Origin of the sequence: Streptomyces sp. NPDC002886 (genome assembly GCF_042888445.1) — a bacterium.
GTDB lineage: Bacteria > Actinomycetota > Actinomycetes > Streptomycetales > Streptomycetaceae > Streptomyces.
In genome coordinates, this window is sequence record NZ_JBIAPV010000008.1 from 218,126 (window position 1) to 241,407 (window position 23,282).

Consider the following 23,282-nt stretch of genomic DNA (forward strand, 5'->3'; position numbering starts at 1 on the left):
TGCCCACAAGGATGTGCGGGAGGGACGGTTTCCGGACTGGTGTCCCGGTGCTCTTCACTCCATCAGGTGATGGAGTGAAGAGCGCGGGTGTGCCAGTGCCCCGGAAGTGCCACCGGAGGTCCGCCGGTGATCCCGGACGGCCCCCCGGGGCGGGTCAGGCGTCGATCCTCGAGCGGTCCAGGGTGGCCGCGGAGCTGGTGATGAACTCCTTGCGCGGGGCCACCTCGTTGCCCATGAGCAGGTCGAAGACCGACTCGGCCGAGTCCAGGTCGCCGATGTTGATCCGGCGCAGGGTGCGGAAACGGGGATCCATGGTGGTCTCCGCCAGCTGATCGGCATCCATCTCGCCGAGGCCCTTGTAGCGCTGGATCGAGTCCTTGTACCGGATGTTCTTGCGCTGGTACTCCAGAAGGGTCTGGCGCAGCTCGTTGTCCGAGTACGTGTAGACGTACTTGTCCTGGCCCTTCTTCGGCTGGACGAGCTCGATCCGGTGCAGCGGCGGCACGGCCGCGAAGACCCGGCCCGCCTCGACCATCGGGCGCATGTAGCGCTGGAAGAGCGTGAGCAGCAGGCAGCGGATGTGCGCGCCGTCCACGTCGGCGTCCACGAGCAGGACGATCTTCCCGTACCGGGCGGCGTCGATGTCGAAGGTCCGGCCCGAGCCGGCTCCTATGACCTGGATGATCGCCCCGCACTCGGCGTTCTTGAGCATGTCCGAGACCGAGGACTTCTGGACGTTGAGGATCTTGCCCCGGATGGGCAGCAGCGCCTGGAACTCGGAGTTTCGGGCGAGCTTGGCCGTACCGAGAGCCGAGTCCCCCTCGACGATGAAGAGCTCGCTGCGCTCCACGTCGTCGCTGCGGCAGTCGGCCAGCTTGGCGGGCAGCGAGGAGGACTCCAGCGCGGTCTTGCGACGCTGCGCCTCCTTGTGCTGGCGGGCCGCGATCCGGGTCCGGGCGGCCGCGACGATCTTCTCCATCACGGAGCGCGCCTGCTGCTTGTCGTCCCGCTTGGTGGAGGTCAGGAAGGCCTTGAGCTCCTTGGCGACGACGGCCGCGACGATCCGGGTGGCCGCCGAGGTGCCGAGCACCTCCTTGGTCTGGCCCTCGAACTGCGGCTCGGCGAGGCGGACGGTGACGACCGCCGTCATGCCCTCCATCGCGTCGTCCTTGACCACGTCGTCCTCGGCGACGCGCAGCAGCTTCGCGGAGCGCAGCACCTCGTTCACGGTCTTGGTGACCGAGCGCTCGAAGCCGGAGATGTGGGTGCCGCCCTTGGGGGTGGCGATGATGTTCACGAACGACTTCACGTTCGTCTCGTAGCCCGTGCCCCAGCGCAGGGCGATGTCCACGCCGAGCTCACGGGTGACCTCGGTGGGGGTCATGTGGCCGCGGTCGTCGAGGACCGGGACGGTCTCCTTGAAGATCCCCGTGCCGGTCAGGCGCAGGACGTCGCAGGCCGCCTTGTCCTGGGCGAGGTACTCGCAGAACTCGCTGATGCCCCCGTCGAAGCGGAAGGTCTCCTCGGTCTTCCCGGCCCCTTCCAGGGCCCGCTCGTCGCGGACCACGATGGTCAGGCCGGGTACGAGGAAGGCCGTCTGGCGGGCGCGCTGGTAGAGCGTGTCCAGCGTGAGCTTGGCGTCCTTGAGGAAGATCTGGCGGTCGGCCCAGTAGCGGATCCGGGTGCCCGTCTTGCCCTTGGCGATCCGCTTGCCCTTGCGCAGGCCGTTGGCGGGGTCGAAGGGGCTGTCGGGGCCCTGCTCGGTGAACATGCCGGGGACGCCGCGGCGGAAGCTGATGGCCTGCGTGGCGCTGCCCCGGTCGACCTCCACGTCCAGACGCGCCGAGAGGGCGTTGACGACGGAGGCGCCGACGCCGTGCAGGCCGCCGGAGGCCGCGTACGACCCGCCGCCGAACTTGCCGCCGGCGTGCAGCTTGGTCATGACGACCTCGACGCCGGAGAGGCCGGTCTTGGGCTCGACGTCCACGGGGATGCCGCGGCCGTTGTCGCGGACCTCCACGGAGGAGTCCTCGTGGAGGATCACCTCGATGTGGTCGCAGTAGCCGCCCAGGGCCTCATCGACGGAATTGTCGATGATCTCCCAGAGGCAGTGCATGAGGCCCCGGCTGTCGGTGGAGCCGATATACATGCCGGGGCGCTTGCGGACGGCCTCGAGGCCCTCGAGGACGAGCAGGTGCCGCGCGGTGTAGTTGGAGCCGTCCCGGTCTGCTCCGGTCAGCAGTGCGCTGGAAGGCACGGACGTGTCGGCGGTCACGCAGTTCGCTCCTCGCTGAATTCTTTTTCTGGCCCGGTCGGGCGCAGTGGTGGCTCGGTTGCCGTTGGAAGGGTACCGAGGCCTGGTAGAGCCGATGCAACGCCATCCCAGCCCCTTCATCAGCCTAGTGCAGATCCGTACGCCTGTTCGATCCCCCGTGAGGGTGAAGCAAACATCACGTTCCCTTCCGCGCATGAACCATTTAGTGTTCGGGCACGTCCTCATCAACATCCGGCACTCAGCCGGGAGAGGACAGAACTGCGACAAGCGAACGACCTGACAACGCGAAACCGTAAAGCAACGCAATACGGCTCCTTCGCCGCCAACCGGCAACAGCCGGCCAGCTTCGGAAGGAAGTTTCGAGGAAAAGCCGCGAGCGGGAACGTTTTCGGCCTGGTTGGATGTTGACCCTGGTACGACAGCTCGTCGAGCTAGAGAAGAGGCGACGTGACTACTGTTCTGACACCCGCGACCCCGCTGACGGCCGCTGACCGATGCGACCGCTGCGGCGCCCAGGCATATCTGCGCGTCGTCCTGCTGAGCGGCGGTGAACTGCTCTTCTGCGCCCACCACGGACGCAAGTTCGAGCCGGAACTCAAGAAGATCGCCGCGGAAATACAGGATGAGACCGAGCGGCTTACGTCCGCTCCGGCGGCCAGTGCCGCCGAACCCGAGGACCGCTGACACAAGGCCTACACCTCGCATCCGACGAGCCAGGACCGGCGATGCCGGTCGACGGGCGGTACCTCTGCGACCCAGAGGGACCGCCCGTCCTCATGTCCGGACGGGCTTCGGCCTCACGTCCGGACGGGGCTCAACGCTTCAGTGCGGGCAGGTCCCCCGCCGCGAGGCCCCTCCCGGGCCCCTGGGCGGGGCGTACGTCCGTCCACAGGACTCCGCGACCACCAGGACGCCCCAGCTCCCCCCGGGTCGTCTCCGGGCCGTTGACGGGCTCGGCGACGAAGCCGATCAGCGGTGCGATCCGCGTGTACACCCCCGGGCTGTCCGCCCGCCCGCAGCCGCGCCCCCAGGACACCAGACCGATCAGCCTCCCCTGGGCCACCAGGGGGCCGCCGCTGTCCCCCTGGCAGGCGTCCTTGCCGCCCTCGCGGTCCCCCGCGCACACCATGGAGTCGGCCCGGTACTGACCGTCGGCGTCTCCCGGGTAGGCACGCCCGCACACCTCGTCCGCCAGCACCGTCACCCTGGCGGCCCGCAGCCCGTAGGCGTAGTCGCCGAAGCCACTGGTGTCGCCCCAGCCGTACACGGCGGCCTCGGTACCGGCCCCGTAGGCCGGATGCCCGAGGTCGGCCATCGGCAGCACGTGCTGCGCGGACACGGCTTCGGCCAGCTCCAGGACGGCCAGGTCGCCGGCATTGCTGCCCGCGTCGTACGCCGGGTTCACCCGGGCGGAACGCACCGCGATCTCCCGGCCCTCGCTCGCGCGCAGCTCCGTACGCCCGGTGATCACACGGAAATCGCGGACGGAGTCGACCGGACCTCCCAGCACCTGACGCGCCAGGCAGTGGGCCGCGGTCACCACCTTGGTCGGGGTGACGAGGACGCCCCCGCAGAACTGGCCGCCTCGCGTACCCCCGAACCGGTCACGGCTGGCGAGGGCCACGACCCACGGGGCATCGGCCACCTTCACCGGCTTCCCGCCGATCACCACGCTGTCCGCGGCCGCTCGCGGCGCCTGGGAGAGCGGCGCCGCCGCCGCTCCCGCCGCCAGGGTCAGCGCTCCCGCCAGGACACGGGCAAAGGGACGACGCATGAGGCCTCCTGACTCCGAGTGTGCATGACTCCACTCAGAGTGGGACGCCCGGTGGCCGTGCGCACCCGCGCGGCCACCGGCGACGACCTGCGACGAGCCCCTCGCCGCGCCGGACGGATCCGGCGGGATCGGTCCGGATCAGGCTGGATCGGGCCGGATCAGGCTGGATCAGTCGAGGTAGTCGCGAAGCACCTGGGACCGGGACGGGTGGCGGAGCTTCGACATGGTCTTCGACTCGATCTGGCGGATGCGCTCACGGGTGACGCCGTAGACCTTGCCGATCTCGTCGAGCGTCTTGGGCTGGCCGTCCGTGAGGCCGAAGCGCATGGAGACCACGCCCGCCTCGCGCTCGCTCAGCGTGTCCAGGACCGAGTGCAGCTGCTCCTGCAGGAGCGTGAAGCTCACGGCGTCGGCCGGGACGACCGCCTCGGAGTCCTCGATGAGGTCGCCGAACTCGCTGTCGCCGTCCTCGCCGAGCGGGGTGTGCAGGGAGATCGGCTCGCGGCCGTACTTCTGGACCTCGATGACCTTCTCGGGGGTCATGTCGAGTTCCTTGGCCAGCTCCTCCGGGGTGGGCTCGCGGCCCAGGTCCTGGAGCATCTGGCGCTGGACGCGGGCCAGCTTGTTGATGACCTCGACCATGTGCACCGGGATGCGGATGGTGCGGGCCTGGTCGGCCATGGCCCGGGTGATCGCCTGCCGGATCCACCAGGTGGCGTACGTGGAGAACTTGTAGCCCTTGGTGTAGTCGAACTTCTCCACGGCGCGGATCAGACCCAGGTTGCCCTCCTGGATCAGGTCCAGGAAGAGCATGCCGCGGCCGGTGTAGCGCTTGGCGAGGGAGACCACGAGGCGGAGGTTGGCCTCCAGCAGGTGGTTCTTGGCCCGGCGGCCGTCCTCGGCGATGATCTCCAGCTCGCGCTTGAGCTTGGGCGCCAGCTTGTCGGAGTTGGCGAGCTTGTCCTCGCCGAAGAGGCCGGCCTCGATGCGCTTGGCGAGCTCGACCTCCTGCTCGGCGTTGAGGAGGGGAACCTTGCCGATCTGCTTGAGGTAGTCCTTGACGGGGTCGGCGGTGGCACCGGCGACGGCGACCTGCTGGGCCGGGGCGTCGTCCTCGTCGTCCGAGATGACGAAGCCCTTGCTCTCGGCGCCTTCCTCCTCGTCCTCGGACTCGGCCTTGGCGGCTCCGGGACCCTCTTCCGTGGTCTCCTCGTCGCCTTCGTCGGCGTCCTTCTTGGCGGTGGTCTTCTTGGCCGCCGTCTTCTTCGCCGCCGTCTTCTTGGCGGGCGCGGCCTTCTTCGCCGCCGTCTTCCTCGCCGCCGTCTTCTTGGCGGCGGGCTCGGTCGCGGTCCCCTCCGCGAGGGCATCGACGCCGGTTTCCACCTGCGCGGTATCCGGTTCCGCCGTCCCGGCCACCGCGTCCGGTGCGGCGGCGGGCGCTGCCGCCGGCCCGGTCGCGGCCTTCTTGGCGACGGGCTCGGTGGCCGTCCGCTTGACGGGGCTCTTCGCTGCGACGCTCTTGCGGGTGGTGCGCTTGGGCGACTCCGCGGCACTGACCATCAGCGTCACACCCTCTTCCTCAAGGATCTGGTTGAGGCTGCGCAGAACATTCTTCCACTGGGTCGCAGGAATCTGGTCAGCCTCGAAGGCCCGACGCACGTCATCGCCGGCGATCTGCCCCTCGGCCTTGCCCCGCTCGATGAGCGCCATCACAGACTCGGAATCGGCGATCTCCGGCGGGAGCGTACGGGATGTGCTGGCCGACACGAACAACCTCTCGGAACGATGGAAACGGCTTCCGACCCCGGCCTGGTGGTGCTGGACCGGAGCCGACGACCACCGACTGGGGATGGGCCGGGGGCGCGGGCAGGGGCCGGGGAGCTGCACAGCACCCCCAAGGGCTGCTGTCTTCCCTCCGTCGGCCATCACCTCTTAGGTCATCGCGTGACCTCGCGGAGCGTTACGCCCAATCTTCGTGGCCCGAGTCACACCCTGTTTGATGCCATGCCGGTCATACCGTTATTTCTGCACGCCCGGTGTGTCCGAACACGCCCCGTTTCGCGGGCCGGACGACTCCCCGGAAGCGGGGCCGAAGCGGGGTCCCGGCGTCCGGAACGGGGCCGGGCGGGCGGCCGGGGCGCTCAGGACCCGGCCGGGGAGCCCTGCCCAGGCCCCGGCGGAGCCGCCCCGGGCTCCCTCCGGGGGTGCCGCCCGCGACGGGCTCCCCGTCGACGCGCCCCACGCCCGTGCGCTGCGGCTCGTCAGTGCTCGCGCGGGGCGGGGACCACACGCTCGACTTCCGGATGCACCGTCAGAAGCTGGCGCATGGCGTTCTCCGCGCCCACCGCGTCGCCGGCGGCGAGGCACTCGACCATGCGCGCGTGGTGCGCGACGCAGGTCTCGCTGGGGCGGTCGCAGGCGGTGATGGGGCTGCCGGACACCTGCAGCGCGGCGGAGACGATGCCGGAGAGGTGCTCCAGCATGCGGTTGGCCGCGACCTGGATGAGCAGCGCGTGGAACTCGTGGTCCGCGCGCGCGAAGGTGATCGAATCGCCCTGCCCGAGGGCGTGCCCCATGATCTCGACCATGTCGGCGAGGCGCTGCTGGATCTCCGGGCGGCCGTGGCCGGCGGCGAGACGGGCGGCGAGCGGTTCGATGGTCCAGCGGAGCTCGCCGAGTTCGCGGCGCTGGTCGTCGCGCTGCGGGCCGAAGGCGCGCCATTCGATGATGTCGGGGTCGAGCAGGTTCCAGTCGGCGACCGGGCGGACCCGGGTGCCGACGTTCGGGCGGGCGCTGACGAGGCCCTTGGCCTCCAGGACCCGCAGCGATTCGCGGACGACGGTGCGGGAGACCTCGAAACGCTGCCCGATCTCCTCGGGGACCAGCGGGCGGTCCGCGCCGAGGTCGCCGGAAACGATCATCTGGCCGAGCTGCTGGACGAGTTGGCCGTGCAGGCCGCGTCCGCGGCTGCCCGCGGCGCGGCGGCCGACCCGGCTCAACTCGACGTCGGATCCGTCCCAGTGGGGCACTCCCACCCGGTCGGCCCCCGAGGCCTCCGGGTAGGGGTAGCGGTCGAGTTCGCCCGCGCCGGCGAGGCCGGAATCGGCATGGCGGGCGGCGGTCATCATGGTGTGCGCAAGGGTACTCACGAATCCTTTGTCGGCTGTGTCTCCGCGACCCTTGAGGTCTTTGGTGAAAAGCACACGAAAGGGTGATCGGTGCCACCTACGCAATTGACGACTTATCGTAAAGAACCGGGCCTTTTGCGGGGAGTTGCGGTCCGCCGGGCTTGATGTGGACCACAACGGTCCCGTTGGGTCCGGATCCATACGGAAACGATCACCAGCGATCCCTCACAAACGGACGCGGCCGCGCAGTCCTGTGAACCCATAGGCGCACAACAGGACCATCAGCGACAACACCAGCGCGGTTCCCACCGGTTGGGCCATCACCCGAATCGCGCCGAGGACCACCCGGTCCGCCTCCGGCGGCCACTGCGCCCAGGCCAGACCGCGCAGCCGCTCCGCGAGTCCGGTGACCGGGTACGCGGACGGGCCGTCCAGCGCCTTGCGCACCAGCGGTACGACCATCACCGGTACGGCGAGCACCGCGGCCAGGCCGGCGGAGGCGGACCGGAAGACGCCGGAGGCAAGGACCCCGGACCAGGCGCAGCCGATGAGCAGCCCCGCCCAACTCGCGGCCGGGGAGACCCACTCCGCGGGCGTACGGAGCGGCGCGCTGCCGAACACCAGCGTCAGGGCGGCGGCGTCGGCGGTCACGGCGAGGGCGCCGAACAGCAGCGCGAGGGTGGCGCTGACGCCGAGTTTCGCGGTGAGCAGCCCGAGTCGGCGCGGGACGGTGCCGCGGTCGGCGGCCAGCGCGGGATAGCGGTACTCCTCGCCGAAGGCCAGGGCCCCGAGCAGCCCGGCGCCCAGCGCCGCGGGCGGCAGCGGGAGCAACTCGGGCCAGGCGGCGAGCAGCCGGTTCTGCGGAGTGTGTCCGGCCCGGGCCAGCACCAGCGCCGTGACGACGGAGACGGCGACGACGAAGGCGGCGGTGAGCACGGGGGTGGCGGTGCCGAACATCCGGTGCAGCTCGTAGCGCAGGGGCCGCAGCGGGCCGCCGAGCCGGCGCACGGCCGAGGCGGGCCGCCCCCGACGGGCGGAGCGGGGCCGGTCGCCACCGTCGGCCCCGGCCCCGGCCGCTGCCGCCGCTGACGCGGTCGGCGTTCCGGCGGCGGCCGCGTCCCGCGCCCCGGTTGCGGCGCGGTCCCGGGCGCGCGGCAGCGTGGGCTGCGCGCCCGCGTCGCCGGTCTCGTCGGCGAGTTGGTGGACGAGCACGCCGTGCCGGAAGGCGGCCTCGCCGACCTCGGCGCAGTTGGTGCCGTAGACGGACAGCCGGCTGCCGCTCTCCTCCACGATCTCCCACGTCCGCCGCGCCGCCCGCGCCTCCCGGCCCAGTACGTCGGCCAGCCGGGCGGCGTGCGGGGTGCGCACGGCGACCCTCGGCCGGAGCCGGGTCCGGGCGAACTCGGCGGCGTCCTGGTCGGCGACGAGCCGGCCCGCCTCGATGCTCACGACCCGGTCCGCGCTGCGGGCGGCCTCCTTCGCGTCGTCGGTGGTGAAGAGCACCGCGCCGCCGAGGGAGGCGTGGCCGCGCAGCAGCCCGTGCAGCCAGCCCCGTTCCCGGGGCGAGAGCCCGGCGGCGGGCTCGTCGAGGAGCAGCGTGCAGGGGTCGGCGAGCAGTGCGGCGGCCAGCGCGACCCTGCGCTCCATGCCGAGCGAGAGCGAACCGAGCCGCTGATCGCGCAGTCCCGCGACGCCGACGACCTCCAGCATCGCGTCGGCCCGTGCGGCCGGCACACCGGCTGCGGCACAGAGCATCCGCAGCTGACCGCGCACGGTGCGCGAGGGGTTGCCGGGGAGATCGCCGAGGAGCACGCCGACCTCGCGGCCCGGATGCGGGATCCGGTGCAGGGGGCGCCCGCGGAAGTAGGTGACCCCGCGGCCCGGCTCGAGTTCGAGCATGAGCCGCAGCGCGGTGGTCTTGCCCGAGCCGGGCTCGCCGAGCAATGCGGTCACGCTCCCGGGGCGGGCCTCGAAGGTGAGGTCGTCCACGAGGGGCGGGAGGTTGCGGCGGGGGGTGCTGGTGAGTCCGATGGCCTGGAGCATCGCTTCTCTCGCGGGGGGTGAGACCGCTCTGCGGCAGGGTGATTACCGCCAACAAGATAACGCGATATGTCCGATTTACGGCGTAGCTCGTCGCGAACCGCACCCGTGTCGGCGCCCCGGCGCGAGTGCGGGGCGCCCTGGCCTCAGACTTCGGGGCGCAGCATCGGCGGGTTGAGCAGGGTCGCCCCGCCGGCCCGGAACAGCTGGGCGGGACGGCCGCCCTGACGCGTCGTCGTCCCTCCGGCCGGCACCAGGAACCCGGGGGTGCCAGTGACCTTGCGGTGGAAGTTCCGGGGGTCGAGGGCGACTCCCCAGACCGCTTCGTAGACCCGGCGCAGCTCGCCGACGGTGAACTCGGGCGGGCAGAAGGCGGTGGCCAGCGAGGAGTATTCGATCTTCGAGCGGGCCCGCTCGACACCGTCGACGAGGATCTGCTCGTGGTCGAAGGCGAGTCCGGCGCCGGTCCGGCCTTCCGTGGACAGGAGCTCGTCGACGGGGGCCCAGCGCGCGCTGTTGGCATCGCCGCCGGCGCGGGGGGCGGGCAGGTCCGGAGCCAGCACCAGATGCGCGACGCTGACCACGCGCATGCGCGGATCCCGTTTCGGATCGCCGTAGGTGGCCAGCTGCTCGAGATGCGCCCCGTTGCCCACGTCCGGAGCGGCCGGGTCGTGGGCGCAGAGGCCGGTCTCCTCGGCCAGTTCGCGGGCCGCGGCGGCCGACAGGTCCTCGTCCCCGCGCACGAAGCCGCCGGGCAGCGCCCAGCGTCCCTGGAACGGCTGCTCACCCCGTCGGATGACCAACGCGCAGAGCGCATGGCGCCGCACGGTGAGCACGACCAGGTCGACGGTGACGGCGAAGGGCGGAAAGGCCGACGGGTCGTAGGGCGACATGCCGCGATCATAGTCGTCTGCCTGACGATAAACAGAGCTTTGGGGATCTTCGGACCACGGAAACGGAAGCCTCGGCCCGATCCGGCCCGGCCGGCGGGGCGTCGGCTACCCGCCCAGTTGCAGCGCATCGGCGGCCTCCTCCACCATGCCCAGGCCGAGCCGGCTGATCCGGACGGCGAAGGGCTCCCCCGAAACCCGCAGCCCGGAGAGGCGGAGACCGCCGAGCGGAGCGCCGGGGAGCGGCACCAAGGCGACCGTTCCCGCGGGGGCGTCCGGGCGGATCCCGGCCAGGGCCGTGAGCACGTGGATCCCCGCGGCCGCGGCGACCGCGGCCGGGCGGCAGGCCGCCGGATGCGGAAGCGGAGCGCTGCCCTCGGTGCGCTGCTCGGCCGCGTACATCTCCGGGAGGCGGTACCCGAAGGCCTCCGCCGCGTCCAGCAGGCCCCGCAGCAGCCCCGTGGCCTCCTTCTCGAAGCCCGCCTGGGCCAGGCCCGCCACGGCGACCGCGCTCTCGTACGGCCGTACCGCGCCCGAGCGGTACCCGAACGGGTTGAACCCCGGCTCCCGCACCGCCATGCTGCGCAGTCCCCAGCCGGAGTCCATGGCGGGGGCTCCGAGCAGCCGGGCCAGCTGTTCGGTGCGGACCCGGTCGAGCAGCCCGCGCGCGAGCCGGCCGCCACCGAGCAGCCCGGTGTCCAGCAGGTGGGCGGCGGCCCCCGTCAGCCGGGGCAGGGGCCGCCCGTCGGGATGCAGGGCCGCCGCGGGCCGGCCGCCGTCGGGGCCGTCGACCCAGAAGCGGGCTGCGAACCGCTCCCGCAGCCCGGCCGCCCGGTCCCGCCACTCCTCGGCTCCGGGACGCCCGCACCCGGCGAGCAGGTCGGCCCCGAGGAGCGCGGCGCGATGGGCATGGGCCTGGGTTTCACAGCGCCGGGGCCCCGGATCGGGGTCGGCCAGGAAGCCGTCCTCCCCGAAGGCGCCCCGGAGCCACTCCAGGCAGCGCTCGGCGGTGGGGAGCAGCCGGTCCACCTCCGCCTCGGGCATCCCCCAGAGCCGGGCTTCGGCGAGCACCGCGGGGAAGGCGAGCGTCGCCTCGGTCCCGGTGCATCCCGGGGGCAGCTGCGGCCCGGCCCCCCGCAGCGGCCCGGGGATCTTCCCCGCGTCGCCGCCCCGCCCCCCGGTCTGGGTCCGGGCCAGGATGCGCAAGGTCGCGGCGGCCAGTCCGGTGCCGAGCGGGAGCGCCATGCGGGCGGCCCACAGGGACTCCGCCGGGGCCAGTCCGAGCCGCCACGGCACTCCCGCCGCCGCGTAGCCGTCGGTCGGCTCCTTCGGGTCCCTGAGCAGCAGCGCGCCCAGGTCCTGCACGCCGGCGCGCAGCCATGCCTCGGCCCTCGGGTCGTCCCCCTCGGCGCGGACGTCGTCGGACAGCGGATTGGCCACCTGTCCGGCCGGGGCCCGGGCCCCTCGGTCCCTCGTGGTCCGCAGCTCGATGGTGCGCGATTCCCCGGGGCGCAGTTCGAGCTGCCAGCGCAGCAGGCCGGCCGAGGCCAGCGCGTCGTCCGGAGGCGGCTCGGCCGCGGTGACCGACTGGGCCTCGCCCTTGGTCCAGCGCAGCCCGGCGGCGTGCACCCCGGCGGGCAGCTCCGGCCCGGCCCGGCCGGCGGCCACGTCGGCCAGCTCCGCCAGGTCCGTGCCCAGCGAGACCTCCACGGGGATCCGCAGGGGCCGGCCGGCGAAGCTGCGCAGGGTGATCCGCTCGGTGCCGTCGGCGTGCCGGATCCGCTCCACTCCGACGTCGGGATCCGGCCCGGGCTCCGCTCCGGTCCGAACGGTCGCGGTGAAGGAGGCCCGGTCGGCACCGAGGCTGCGGCCCTGGACGGCCACCGGGTCGCGGCCGGCGACGCGCAGCACGCAGCGGGACAGCAGCCGGATCCCTGCGCGGTAGATCCCGTCGGCTCCGCGCCCGGTGAGCTGTCCGTGCTCGGGCGAGATGACCATGCACGGCGCGGAGACGCAGATGACGGCGCCGTGCACGGGCGGCAGGTCGGGCCTGCGGGAGGGGGCTGGGCGGGCGGAGGGTACGGGGTGGGACATGGGTCGCCTTGTCTGCGCTCCGGGTGGTTCGGCTGGGCGGCGGCGCGGCCGGGCCCCCACCACCCCCCAGCGCAACGCCCCCGCCCCCGCCCGGGTCACGGGCCCCGGCGGAGGCTGCGCCCGGCGGAGCACCGGCCTTCGCGGGGGCCGTAGCCGCAGGACCCCTCGCGCCCCTTCCCGCAGCCACCCCCGCAGCACGGTGCCGCAGGCCGCCCCCAGGCCCCCACAACTGCCTCCACCCCGGGCTCTGCGCCCGACGCCCAGACCAGCACCCCGCCCAACCCGCAGGCCCGTGCCCCGTCCAACCCCCGGCCCAACCCCCAGGCCGCACCCACTGTCCGTGACCGTGTCCGTGTCCCCGGCCCGGCCGCGCATCACTGCTCGCTCCCCGCGGTGCTGCCGGACTCCCGGCGGCTGCCGCTCGTCCTGCCCGGACGGCCCGGCGGCCTGGTGACGGCGGCCGCTCGCCGGGATCCCGCGGGCAGGCGCCCCCGGCGCGGCTCCCGGCGCCGCCGCTCCTCCCGCAGGCACTCCCGCAGCCCCTCCGGGTCGATCCCCTCGTTGCAGGCGTGGTGGAGCAGCTGCGCGAAGCGGTACCCGTCGTCCGCCCGCAGGGCCAGCCCCAGGGCGATCCTGGCCGTCGGCTCGTCCCCGGTGGACCAGGAGACCCAGCCCGCCAGGGTGAGGGGAGCCGCCGCGTGCTCCCCGTAGGCCCCGACGCAGCGCCGGGCCAGGGCCCGCCACAGCCGCAGGGCGGGGGCGGCCTCCTCGCCCTCCATCCACTCGGCGGCGATGTCGCGGATCTCGCGGTCCTGGAGCCCGAGGATCAACGAGGCGGCCTCGTCGTGGCCCAGCAGCCCGTCGTCCCGGGCGTCGGCTCCGGCGCCGCCTTCGGCCGGCGGGGCCAAGGTCATGCGCTGGATCAGGGCGCGGGCGAGCAGGACCGTCTCGGCCCCCACCTCCTCCCGGGTGGCCCCGTCGAGGATCTTCGGCACCAGGGCGACGGCCGCCCGGTCCAGAGCCGCCTCCATCTCGTCGGCCACCGCCCCGCCCAGCGGTGTCAGCCGGCGCTCGATCTCCCGGAGGGAGCCGCGCACCTGGAGGCCGGCGAAGGTGGCCGCGGCGGCCATCACCGAGGTGCCGGGCGCGGCCAGCGCGCTGCCCTCGGCGGGGCAGCACCGCTCGTCCGGGCAGCAGTAGGACCAGTACCGCCCGGCGGAGAGGCACAGGGCCTCCAGTACGGGGACGTCCAGTGCTCCGCAGGCCAGCCGGATCCGCTGCGCGAGCGGGCGCAGCCTGGTCATCACCCGCTGCGGACTCTCGCTGCGGTGCGGGTCCTGGCAGAGGAAGACGATGATGCCGTCGGGCCTGGATCCGCGCCGCACGCTGCCGCGGATCAGACAGTCGGCGACCTGACGGGCGGTGTCCTCCCATTCGTCGGGGGCGGCGGGGATGCCCACCCGGAGCCGGCCGCCGAAGCGGCCGGCCTCCCCGTGGACGGCCACCATGACGAGGGAGTCACTCGGATGGAACCCGAGCATGTAGGGCAGCGCGTCGGCCAGTTCGGCCGGGCTGCGCAGGGTGATCCTGGACGCGTCGACTCCTCCGGACGAACCGGTGGACGACGGGGACGCGGAGGACCCGGGCCCCGACGCGGAGAACGCGGAGGACCCCGGTCCCGACGCGGAGGACGCGGATTCGGACGGGTTGTGTGCCGCTTCGTGGTTGTTGTTCGTCATGTCCCGAAGGTCCCGTGTCCGGCCGGATCCGGAAACCCCTGTGGATAAGTCCCCGGCACCGGCGGGCCGGTGGCGCCATGGGGTGGGCTCCGCCGGCCACCGGCCGCCTCCTCACCCAGCCGACCGGATACCCGGCGCGCCGCGCCACACCTTCGGCATAGGAGGCTCCCCCCTCCTATGGGGATCGACCGCCCCGTCAATGGGGCGGTCGAGGCGCTCTCACCCCGCCAGGGCGAGGGTCAGAGGGAGCACCTGCTCGGCCCCGCCCTGGCGCAGGACGCGGGCGCCCACGGCCAGGGTCCAGCCGGAGTCGGCGTAGTCGTCGACGAGCAGGACCGGTCCCGGGGTGGCGGCCAGGGCCGCCGCGAGCTCGTCGGGGACGGCGAAGGAGGCGGCCAGGGCGCGCAGCCGCTGGGCGGAGTTGCTGCGGTGCGCGCCGTACTCGCCGGCCTGCGCGGTGTAGGCGAGGGTGCCCAGCAGCGGGAGCCGGCCGACCCGGGCCAGGCCCTCGGCCAGTGAGCCCACCAGCTGCGGGCGGGAGCGGGAGGGCATGGCCACGATCCCCACGGGCCGGGCCATCGCGCCGGCCGAGCCACTGGCCCAACCGCCCGGGGACCGGGCCCAGTCGGCCACCACCGTCACCACGGCCGCCAGTACGTCGTCCGGGACCGGCCCGTCCGCGGCCCGCTCCGACAACAGCGGGCGCAGGCGGTTGCCCCAGCCGATGTCCGACAGCCGTCCCAGCGCGCGACCCGTGGCGGCCTGCTGGCCGACGGGGATGCGGCCCTTGAGATCGACGCCGACCGCGGGCATGCCCGAGGGCCACATCCGGCGGGGCTCGACCTCGACCCCCGGGCGGTCCAGCTCGCCGGTCGCCGTGTCGAGGGCCCCGTGGGAGACGGCGGGGTCGAGCCAGGGCCCGGCGCAGGAGTCGCAGCGGCCGCACGGGGTGGCCTTCTCGTCGTCGAGCTGCCGCTGCAGGAACTCCATGCGGCACCCCGTGGTCGCCACGTAGTCCCGCATGGCCTGCTGCTCCGCCTGCCGCTGCCGGGCCACCCACTCGTAGCGCTGCGCGTCGTACTCCCAGGGCTGCCCGGTGGAGGTCCAGCCGCCCTTCACGCGCTTGACCGCGCCGTCCACGTCCAGAACCTTGAGCATGGTCTCCAGCCGCGAACGCCGCAGGTCCACCAACGGCTCCAGCGCCGGCAGCGACAACGGCCGGCCCGCCTGCTCCAGCACGTCCAGGGTCCGCCGCACCTGCTCCTCGGGCGGGAACCCCACCGAAGCGAAGTGCGCCCAGATCGCCTCGTCCTCCCGCCCCGGCAGCAGCAGCACGTCGGCGTGGTCCACGCCGCGCCCCGCACGCCCCACCTGCTGGTAGTAGGCGATCGGAGACGAGGGGGAGCCCAGGTGCACCACGAACCCGAGGTCCGGCTTGTCGAAGCCCATGCCCAGCGCGGAGGTCGCCACCAGCGCCTTCACCCGGTTCGCGAGCAGATCCTCCTCGGCCTGCAGCCGGTCGGCGTTCTCCGTCTTCCCGGTGTACGAAGCCACCGGATACCCGCGCTGCCGCAGGAACGCGGCCACCTCTTCGGCGGCCGCCACCGTCAGCGTGTAGATGATCCCCGAGCCCGGCAGGTCCCCCAGCCGCTCCCCCAGCCACGCCAGCCGGTGCGCCGCGTTCGGCAGCTCCAGCACCCCGAGGCGCAGGCTCTCCCGGTCGAGCGGGCCGCGCAGCACCAGGGCGCCGCCGCCTCCCGTGCCCAGCTGCTCGGCCACGTCCGCCGTGACCCGGGCGTTGGCCGTCGCGGTGGTGGCGAGCACGGGCACGCCGGGGGCGAGCTCGGCGAGCATGGTGCGCAGCCGGCGGTAGTCGGGGCGGAAGTCGTGGCCCCAGTCGGAGATGCAGTGCGCCTCGTCGACCACCAGCAGGCCGGTCGTGGCCGCGAGCTTGGGCAGGACCTGCTCCCGGAAGTCGACCGAGTTGAGGCGCTCCGGACTCACGAGGAGGACGTCGGTCTCGCCCCGCTCGACCTCCCCGTAGATCGTCTCCCACTCCTCCGGGTTGGCCGAGTTGATCGTCCGCGCCTGGATTCCGGCCCGCGCAGCCGCCTCGACCTGGTTGCGCATCAGCGCGAGGAGCGGCGAGATGATCACCGTCGGACCCGCGCCGCGACGGCGCAGCAGGGCCGTCGCGACGAAGTAGACCGCCGACTTTCCCCACCCCGTACGCTGCACCACCAGCGCCCGCCGGCGCTCCTCCACCAGGGCCGACACCGCCTGCCACTGGTCCTCCCGCAGCCGCGCCGCACCCCCTGGGGCACCGACCAGCTCAGCGAGGATGGCGTCGGCTTCAGCGCGGAGCTCCAGGTTGTCCATGCCCCCATGCAACCCGATGCCTAGGACAATCGGCCAATTCACCCAGCGTGACGCGCGGCCCACAAGCCGTCCGGATCGCCGCGCCACCACTGACGGCGGGCGGCCGCAAGGACGGTGTTCCCCCCGGCGGCCACGCTCCGGACTTGACGGAATGAGTCATCTTCGGCGTGGCGGGGCAAGGATATGAACGGCATACCGGCGAATTCCGGTCGGCGGCTCCAATTGCTCGTTGCCGCATGCTCACGGGCCACGCGAGAATTGTGTTGCTCCCGCTCGGCTCGACGGCGCTCTCCTGGGCCGTGCCGCGGCGCGCCCGCACCCCAGCTGTGCCCGTTCGCGGGCGTGTACCCGAAGGGAGGACAGTGTCCTTCGGATTCGCCCGGCCATCGACCACGTCCCTGACCACGACCACCGGCGGCGTCAGCCGGCACGGCAGACTGCTGGAGCCCTCCGAGTGGATGGCGTCGGGCGTCCCCCTGCTGCGCAATCCGCGCGAGGTCGTCAGCGGACTGCATTCACGGCACGGCCCCGTCCCGTCCACAGCGATCATCGCCGTCCTCGGGCCCGAGGAGCGGCTCGTGGCCAGCGCCTCCTTCGTTCAGCGCTCCACCGCCGCCGACGGCTGGGAGTACCGCAACGCGCTGCTCTCCCGGCTGCGCCGGGTCATCCCGCACGACCTGCGCCGGCGGACCCCGGTACGGACCGCCGTGCTGTTGTTCTGCCGAGACGGCGACGAGCGCTGGACCGAGGAGGACGGGGCCTGGATGTGGGGGCTGCGCGACGCCTGCACCCTGCACGGGCTGCGCTGCGGCGCGTACATCACGCTGACCCGGGGCGGCTGGCAGGTGCTGGGCGAAGGCCGCGGCGGCCGGAGTCCCAGTTCGGACTCCCGGCCCGAGCGCCTCGGTGAGGCGCCGTCCGAGTTCGCGCCGCTCGCCCTGCGCGGGGGCGGCGGAGCCTCGGAGGCCCTGCGCCGCACCGCCGCACGCTGAGCCGGCGGGCCCGCGTACGCACCACCGCACCGCCTACGCACCTGCCTCTACGCGCCTGCGCCTGCCCTGCGCCTACGCACCACCGAGCCCGCGGGGCCGCGTACCCGGGAACGACCAACGGCCGTACACCCGGATGCGGGCGTACGGCTGGTCAGGCCTCGGACTTCGGCAGGGCCGGCTACGAGCCCGGCCCGCCCCTCGACCGTGCGGGGGTACGGGGCGTCAGACGCCCGCCCCCAGCACGGAGTTGATCTGCTGCGGCTCGCCGCACACGATCAGGATCGCGCCGGCTCGCGCGAGGGCGACCGGCAGGGCTCCGGTGGCGGCTTCGACAGGTCCGCCGTTGACCGCGAAGACCACGACGGGACGGCCGGCCGCGCGCTGCGCCTGCGACGCGTCGGCGTAGAAGACGTCGTCCCCGGCATCGTGCAGGGCCCAGTACGCGGCCTCGCCGAAGGACAGCTCGTGCGCGGCCCACGGGTGCGGGTCGCCGGTGGTGAGCACCAGGATGTCACCGGGCGCGCGCCCGGTGTCGAGCAGCAGGTCGACGGCCTCTTCGGCCGCGTCCAGCGCACCCTCGGCGGAGGCCGGGATCAGCTGGACCTGCGGCACGGACGCCGAGACCGAGGGGGTGGTGGGGGCTACGGGACCGCGGGCGGCCTGCGGCTTCCGCGGGGCGGGCGGCGCGGGCCTGGGAGCGGGACGGGGACCGGGAACGGGACGGGGGGTCTGCGCGCTGCGGCTCGCGGCCGGAGTGACGCGGGGACCCTGGGCACTCTCGTGAATCTGAGGCTCCTCGGGGGCGGGGGTGAGAGGCATGAGCTGATATTTATCAAACACCGGTGCGAAACGTACCGGTTGGTGGCACCTTCGTGCGATCAGAAATCGAAGCCGAGTTGGCCTCCGTTTTCCAGCTCCATCGCTTCCTCGCTGCGGCGCACCTTCTTGAGGTGGCTCCAGCGGGGCAGCGCGTCGAGGTAGGACCAGGAGAGCCGGTGGTACGCGGTCGGACCCTGCTCCTCCAGTGCCGCCCGGTGCACGGGCGAGGGGTATCCGGCGTTGGCGGCGAAGGCGAAGTCCTCGATCCCGGCGCCCTGTTCACCGATCTCGGCCATCATCCGGTCGCGCCGGACCTTGGCGATCACCGAGGCCGCGGCGACGGCGACGCAGGACTGGTCGCCCTTGATCACCGTCCGGACCTGCCAGGGAGCACCGAGGTAGTCGTGCTTGCCGTCGAGTATCACCGCGTCGGGCCGCACGGGCAGCGCCTCCAGGGCGCGCACCGCGGCGAGGCGCAGGGCGGCGGTCATCCCCAGCTCGTCGATCTCCTCCGGGGAGGAGTGGCCCAGGGCGTAGGCGGTGACCCAGTCCTCCAGGACGCCGACGAGCGCGTCGCGGCGCTTGGGGGTCAGCAGTTTGGAGTCGGTGAGTCCCGCGGGCGGCCGGCGCAGACCGGTGATCGCCGCGCAGACGGTGACGGGACCGGCCCAGGCCCCTCGTCCGACTTCGTCGACCCCGGCGATGACCTTGGCGCCGGTGGTCGCTCGGAGGGAGCGTTCGACGGTGTGAGTGGGTGCTTCATACGGCATGGCGCCAGCAAGGTTACGCCGCCCCGGGCCGCCTGCACACCCCGCCCCCTCCCCGCCGGGCCGCCGTGCCCTCCCCGCCGGGCCGCCGCCCCCTCCCGGCCGGGGTCCGGCCACCTCCGCGCCGCGCCGGCGACCCCGGCCCGTCTCACACCCTGAGCAGCGGGACCATCACCCCGTCGATCATCTCGGCGATGTCCCCGTCGGCCCATTCGCTCCCGCACACCTTCGCGCGATACATCATCAGCGCCGGGACCACGTCCACGAGAAACGGACCGGTCGCGTCCGATCGGACGTCCCCCCGGTCGATTCCGCGATGGACCAGCTCCCCGATCAGCCTGTGCGCCGGCTCGTGCAGCCCGGACCAGATCAGGCCGTGGAACCGCTCCGCATGACTGTGATCGCATTCGTGAAGCACCGCCCGCAGGGCCTGCCCGGCCCGGGAGTGCATGACGTCCCGCATCCGCACGCACAGCGCGTACAGGTCCTCGCGGATCGACCCCAGGTCCTGGATCTGGCCGAGCGGGGGCAGTCGCGTCCGCAGCGCCTCGGCCACCAAGTCCGCTTTGGAGGGCCAGCGCCGGTAGAGCGCCGCCTTGCCGGTGCGGGCGCCCGAGGCCACGCCCTCCATGGTGAGGGCGTTCCAGCCGACGGTGCCCAGCTGCTCCAACGCGGCGTCGAGAATCGCCCGTTCGAGTTCGGGCCCCCGCCTGCGCCCCGGGGCCGCCACTGACCAGCGCGAACTCATCACTCCCCAACCCTCCGCCCCGCACGCGCGTCCCACGCACGCACGTACAAGCTTAGTGAACGCTTGCGTTCACTAAGGCTGGCTCCTACCTTGTTCTCGCTGTGAACGCCTACGTTCACTATTTCACTTTGGGGGGATCCACAGTGACAACTCCTCAGCTCTCCAAACTCCGGATACCCGGCGCGGCCCGTCGGGAGGGGCGCCCGGGAGTGGCGCTCGCCGTCATCGCCGCCTGCCAGCTGATGGTCGTCCTCGACGCGACGATCGTGAACATCGCGCTCCCGCACATCCAGACCGACCTCGCGATCTCGACCACCGACCTTTCCTGGGTGATCAGCGCCTACACGCTCGCCTTCGGCGGCCTGCTGCTGCTCGGCGGCCGCGCCGGCGACATCCTGGGCCGCCGCCGGGTCTTCCTGACCGGCATCCTGCTCTTCACCCTGGCCTCCCTGCTCGGCGGATTCGCCGAGGAGCCCTGGCAGTTGCTCGCGGCCCGCGCGCTGCAGGGCGTCGGCGGCGCCATCGCCTCGCCGACCTCCCTCGCCCTGGTCACCACGACCTTCGCCGAGGGCCCCGCACGCAACCGCGCCTTCGGCGTGTTCGCCGCCGTTTCCGCGGGTGGCGGCGCGGTCGGCCTGCTGGCCGGCGGCATGCTCACCGAGTGGCTCGACTGGCGCTGGGTCTTCTTCGTCAACGTTCCGATCGGGTTGCTGATCGCGTTGCTGACCCCGCTCTACATCAGCGAGTCCGAGCGCCACCCGGGCCGCTTCGACATCGCCGGAGCACTCACCTCCACGGTCGGGATGACCTCGCTGGTCTACGGGTTCATCCGCGCCTCCCAGGACGGCTGGCGCGACGGCGTGACCATCGGCGCGTTCGTCCTCGCCGTGATCCTGCTCGCGGCCTTCGTGCTCGTCGAGTCGCGGGCCGCCGATCCGATCATCCCGCTGCGCATGTTCGCCGAGCGCAACCGCACCGGCGCCTACGTGATCATGCTCAGCCTCGCCGCCGCGATGTTCGGCATGTTCTTCTTCATCGTCCAGTTCGTGCAGAACGTGCTGGACTTCAGCCCGATCCGATCCGGCATCGGCTTCCTGCCCATCACCGTCGCCATCGTCACCGCCGCCGGACTCTCCCAGCGGCTGCTGCCGCGCTTCGGCCCCAAGCCGTTCATGGTCCTCGGATCGGCGCTGACCGGCATCGGCCTGACCTGGCTGACCTTCATCGAACCCGACAGCTCCTACGCCTCGGGGGTGTTGGGTCCCATGCTGCTGTTCGGTTTCGGCATGGGCCTGAACTTCGTCACCCTCACCCTCACCGCCGTCTCCGGAGTGGCCCCGCAGGAAGCGGGCGCGGCCTCCGGACTTCTCAACGCCAGCCAGCAGGTCGGCGGCTCGCTCGGACTGTCCATCCTGGTCACCGTGTTCGGCACGGCCGGCCGCAACGAGGCCCACCAGCAGGTCCCCGACTTCATGGCCCACGCCGACCAGGGCCAGGCCGCGGCCTTCCAGCAGACCGGCATGCTGCCCGACCCCTGGGGGGACGCCGTCCTCACGCAGGGGATCTCCACCTCGTTCATCGCCGCCGTCGCCATGTCGGGGCTCGCCCTCGTCACCGCGCTGCTAGTGATCCGGGTCCGCAAGAGCGACCTCGAGGCCCTGAACGGAGCCGCAGCCCAGGCCGGTCCGGCCGCCTGAGCGGGCGGTCCGTACGAGGGGCCCGGCGCGGGAAGCCTCCGCGCCGGGCCCCTCGTCGGCCAAGACGGGTCCTGGGGGTGTCTAGTACTCGATCCGGCTCCCGAAGGTTCCCAGGCTCCTGCACTGCCCGTACGAGGCGTTCGCCCCGCGCTCGCCCAGGATCTCCCGGGCCCGGCGCTCCGCCAGGCTCGTCGCGTACCAGGGTGTGCGGCCCGCCGCCTCCAGCTCCCTGGCGATCCCGCGCAGGGCGCAGGAACGTTGAGGCTCGGGCAGCCGGTCCAGGGCGGGCACCGCGTCCGCCGACAGCGACTGGAAGTAGGCCAGGTCGATCTTTCCGGACCGCTCGTACCGCGTGACGTTCCCCTCCGCGATCACCCCGTCCGGGGACATCAGCCCGAAGGCCAGTACGGCCGCCACGGCGCTCCCCGCGACCGCGCGGGGCAGCCACCGCGCGCCGAACAGCCCGCCGGCCATGATCAGTACGATCACCAGCCCGAGCCACAGCTCCATACCGGCGACCGAAAGCCGCAGCCTGGTCAGCCCGTACGCGTCCACGTACAGGTCCATGCGGCGGAGCGCCGAGGCGACCACCACGAGGGTGAGCGCGCAGAGCGTGCCGAGCACGACGCGCACCAGCCGCCGGTCGCCGGCTCCCGCGCGCGGGGCCCAGCGCAGGGCCAGCGCGATGACGGCGAGGGTGAGCAGGGTGGCCCAGAGCAGCTGCCAGAAGCCCTGGCGCGCGTACGCGGCGTAGGTGAGGCCGGTGGCCTCCAGGACCTTGCGGTAGCCGCCGAAGAGGACGGCGAGCTGGACGGCGTTGAACGCGGCGAAGAGCAGGTTCAGCACGATGAGCGGAAGGGCCCATTCGACCCGGGAGCGCGCCTTCCCCGGACGCACCTCGATCCGGTCCCAGCGGGAAGGGGCGGCGCCCGCGCGGGCGACGGCGATCGCGACGAGCAGGCCCAGCCCGAAGAGCAGGAAGCGGACCGGGCCGCCGATGCCGCTGATATCGGGGGTGAGCCCGCTCAGCAGGTCAGCGAACGCGGCGTCCGCGGAGGCGAACAGGGCGCCGAAGAGAACCAGCAGGACCACCGCCACCACGACTGCCTTCAGCACCGGCAGCAACCGCTCCCGGCGCCCCTCGCCGCGCGAGCGCAGGCCCTGCCAGACCCAGCGCACGCCGAGGACGGCCGAGTCCAGGAGGCCGACCGGGCCGAGCAGGATGCCGGGCCAGGTCCGGCTGCCGTGCAGGGCCAGGGCTCCGGTCAGGAGGGCCGCGAACAGGGCCGCCACGACAGGCCAGGCGGAGGCGCGCAGGGCGGGCACGGCGAGCAGCGCGAGACAGCCGAGCGCCCAGAGGGCGGTCCACGGCCGCAGCCTGCGGCCGGCCGCACGGGCCGCCGCGTGGGCGGCGACGAGCGCGGGCAGCACCGCGAGGAGCAGACCCGGGCCGAGCCCCTCGCCGAGGAGCAGGGAGACGGCGATGCCGGAGGCGATTACGGCGCCCAGCACGACGGCCGGCACCGGTCCGACGGCGGCCGGGCGCGCGGCCTCGGCCCAGGCGAGCGGGGCCATCGACCAGGCACCGGAGGCGGCGCGCTCCTTGCGCGTCTGGTGCCTCTGCCAGCCCTTGGGATCCCACCCCGGCGGCGCGGGTGGAGTGGCGTTCCCCGGCCCGGCGTTCCCCGGCCGGGCGTTCCCCGCACCGCCGGTGTTCTCCGTCCCGGCGTTCCCCGCACCGTCGGTGTTCTGCGTCCCGGCGTTCCCCGGCCCGGTGTTCCCCGCACCGTCGGTTTTCCCTGCTGACATCGGGTTCCCCTCCCCTGTCGGCCTCCCCCCGCCGTCGGGCGGGGATGGCGAAGCCGACAGGGTAGGCCGGTCCTATGCGGTTTTGAACAGGCTCAAAAGATGCCTGTGGCAGGACCGTGACAAAGGGAGGG

At 73.1% G+C, this 23,282-nt stretch carries 16 protein-coding genes; 3 read left to right on the forward strand and 13 right to left on the reverse strand.

The window, feature by feature from the left end; translation table 11 throughout:
- Window positions 1-154 precede the first annotated feature (154 nt).
- Window positions 155-2,275 carry a type IIA DNA topoisomerase subunit B gene (locus ACFYYB_RS30770; RefSeq protein ID WP_389439309.1) on the reverse strand — a complete coding sequence of 707 codons (2,121 nt, stop codon included), beginning with the start codon at window positions 2,273-2,275 and terminating at the stop codon, window positions 155-157.
- Between the two features lie 447 nt (window positions 2,276-2,722).
- Here ACFYYB_RS30770 and ACFYYB_RS30775 point away from each other — a divergent pair, with 447 nt between their 5' ends.
- On the forward strand, window positions 2,723-2,959 hold the full coding sequence (locus ACFYYB_RS30775; protein WP_112449103.1) for a hypothetical protein: 237 nt from the start codon (window positions 2,723-2,725) through the stop codon (window positions 2,957-2,959).
- A gap of 130 nt (window positions 2,960-3,089) precedes the next feature.
- On the opposite strand, the gene ACFYYB_RS30780 is transcribed toward ACFYYB_RS30775, so the two are convergent.
- From ACFYYB_RS30780 to ACFYYB_RS30815, 8 genes are all read right to left on the reverse strand, one after another.
- The gene (locus tag ACFYYB_RS30780; RefSeq protein WP_389439312.1) at window positions 3,090-4,049 is read right to left on the reverse strand and encodes a S1 family peptidase; all 960 of its coding nucleotides are present in this window, start codon (window positions 4,047-4,049) and stop codon (window positions 3,090-3,092) included.
- A gap of 168 nt (window positions 4,050-4,217) precedes the next feature.
- Window positions 4,218-5,822, reverse strand: a complete 1,605-nt coding sequence (locus tag ACFYYB_RS30785) for an RNA polymerase sigma factor (protein ID WP_389439314.1) — start codon at window positions 5,820-5,822, stop codon at window positions 4,218-4,220.
- Between the two features lie 488 nt (window positions 5,823-6,310).
- Complete coding sequence (locus tag ACFYYB_RS30790; protein ID WP_389439316.1) at window positions 6,311-7,252, reverse strand: FadR/GntR family transcriptional regulator; 942 nt, start codon at window positions 7,250-7,252, stop codon at window positions 6,311-6,313.
- 150 nt (window positions 7,253-7,402) lie between these two features.
- Window positions 7,403-9,220, reverse strand: coding sequence for an ATP-binding cassette domain-containing protein (locus ACFYYB_RS30795; protein ID WP_389439318.1), 1,818 nt, complete (start codon window positions 9,218-9,220; stop codon window positions 7,403-7,405).
- A gap of 143 nt (window positions 9,221-9,363) precedes the next feature.
- The gene (locus tag ACFYYB_RS30800; protein ID WP_389439320.1) at window positions 9,364-10,110 is read right to left on the reverse strand and encodes an NUDIX domain-containing protein; all 747 of its coding nucleotides are present in this window, start codon (window positions 10,108-10,110) and stop codon (window positions 9,364-9,366) included.
- Between the two features lie 105 nt (window positions 10,111-10,215).
- Window positions 10,216-12,201 carry a glycogen debranching N-terminal domain-containing protein gene (locus tag ACFYYB_RS30805; RefSeq protein WP_389439322.1) on the reverse strand — a complete coding sequence of 662 codons (1,986 nt, stop codon included), beginning with the start codon at window positions 12,199-12,201 and terminating at the stop codon, window positions 10,216-10,218.
- A 374-nt stretch (window positions 12,202-12,575) separates the two neighbouring features.
- A complete protein-coding gene (locus tag ACFYYB_RS30810) occupies window positions 12,576-13,940 on the reverse strand; it encodes a DUF4192 domain-containing protein (protein WP_389439324.1) in 1,365 nt (454 codons plus the stop codon).
- 219 nt (window positions 13,941-14,159) lie between these two features.
- Complete coding sequence (locus ACFYYB_RS30815) at window positions 14,160-16,319, reverse strand: RecQ family ATP-dependent DNA helicase (RefSeq protein WP_389439326.1); 2,160 nt, start codon at window positions 16,317-16,319, stop codon at window positions 14,160-14,162.
- A 362-nt stretch (window positions 16,320-16,681) separates the two neighbouring features.
- Here ACFYYB_RS30815 and ACFYYB_RS30820 point away from each other — a divergent pair, with 362 nt between their 5' ends.
- Window positions 16,682-17,311 carry a hypothetical protein gene (locus ACFYYB_RS30820; protein WP_389439328.1) on the forward strand — a complete coding sequence of 210 codons (630 nt, stop codon included), beginning with the start codon at window positions 16,682-16,684 and terminating at the stop codon, window positions 17,309-17,311.
- 222 nt (window positions 17,312-17,533) lie between these two features.
- On the opposite strand, the gene ACFYYB_RS30825 is transcribed toward ACFYYB_RS30820, so the two are convergent.
- The 3 genes from ACFYYB_RS30825 to ACFYYB_RS30835 form a co-directional block, all read right to left on the reverse strand.
- Window positions 17,534-18,130 carry a hypothetical protein gene (locus ACFYYB_RS30825; protein WP_389439330.1) on the reverse strand — a complete coding sequence of 199 codons (597 nt, stop codon included), beginning with the start codon at window positions 18,128-18,130 and terminating at the stop codon, window positions 17,534-17,536.
- Window positions 18,131-18,189: 59 nt separating this feature from the next.
- Window positions 18,190-18,900 carry a ribonuclease HII gene (locus ACFYYB_RS30830; RefSeq protein ID WP_389439332.1) on the reverse strand — a complete coding sequence of 237 codons (711 nt, stop codon included), beginning with the start codon at window positions 18,898-18,900 and terminating at the stop codon, window positions 18,190-18,192.
- 145 nt (window positions 18,901-19,045) lie between these two features.
- Window positions 19,046-19,648 carry a TetR/AcrR family transcriptional regulator gene (locus ACFYYB_RS30835; protein ID WP_389439334.1) on the reverse strand — a complete coding sequence of 201 codons (603 nt, stop codon included), beginning with the start codon at window positions 19,646-19,648 and terminating at the stop codon, window positions 19,046-19,048.
- Window positions 19,649-19,788: 140 nt separating this feature from the next.
- On the opposite strand from ACFYYB_RS30835, the gene ACFYYB_RS30840 reads away from it, so the two are divergent.
- Window positions 19,789-21,342, forward strand: a complete 1,554-nt coding sequence (locus ACFYYB_RS30840; protein ID WP_389439336.1) for an MFS transporter — start codon at window positions 19,789-19,791, stop codon at window positions 21,340-21,342.
- Between the two features lie 81 nt (window positions 21,343-21,423).
- Here the strand turns inward: ACFYYB_RS30840 and ACFYYB_RS30845 are convergent, their stop codons facing one another.
- Complete coding sequence (locus tag ACFYYB_RS30845; protein ID WP_389439338.1) at window positions 21,424-23,151, reverse strand: DUF4153 domain-containing protein; 1,728 nt, start codon at window positions 23,149-23,151, stop codon at window positions 21,424-21,426.
- Between the last annotated feature and the right edge of the window lie 131 nt (window positions 23,152-23,282).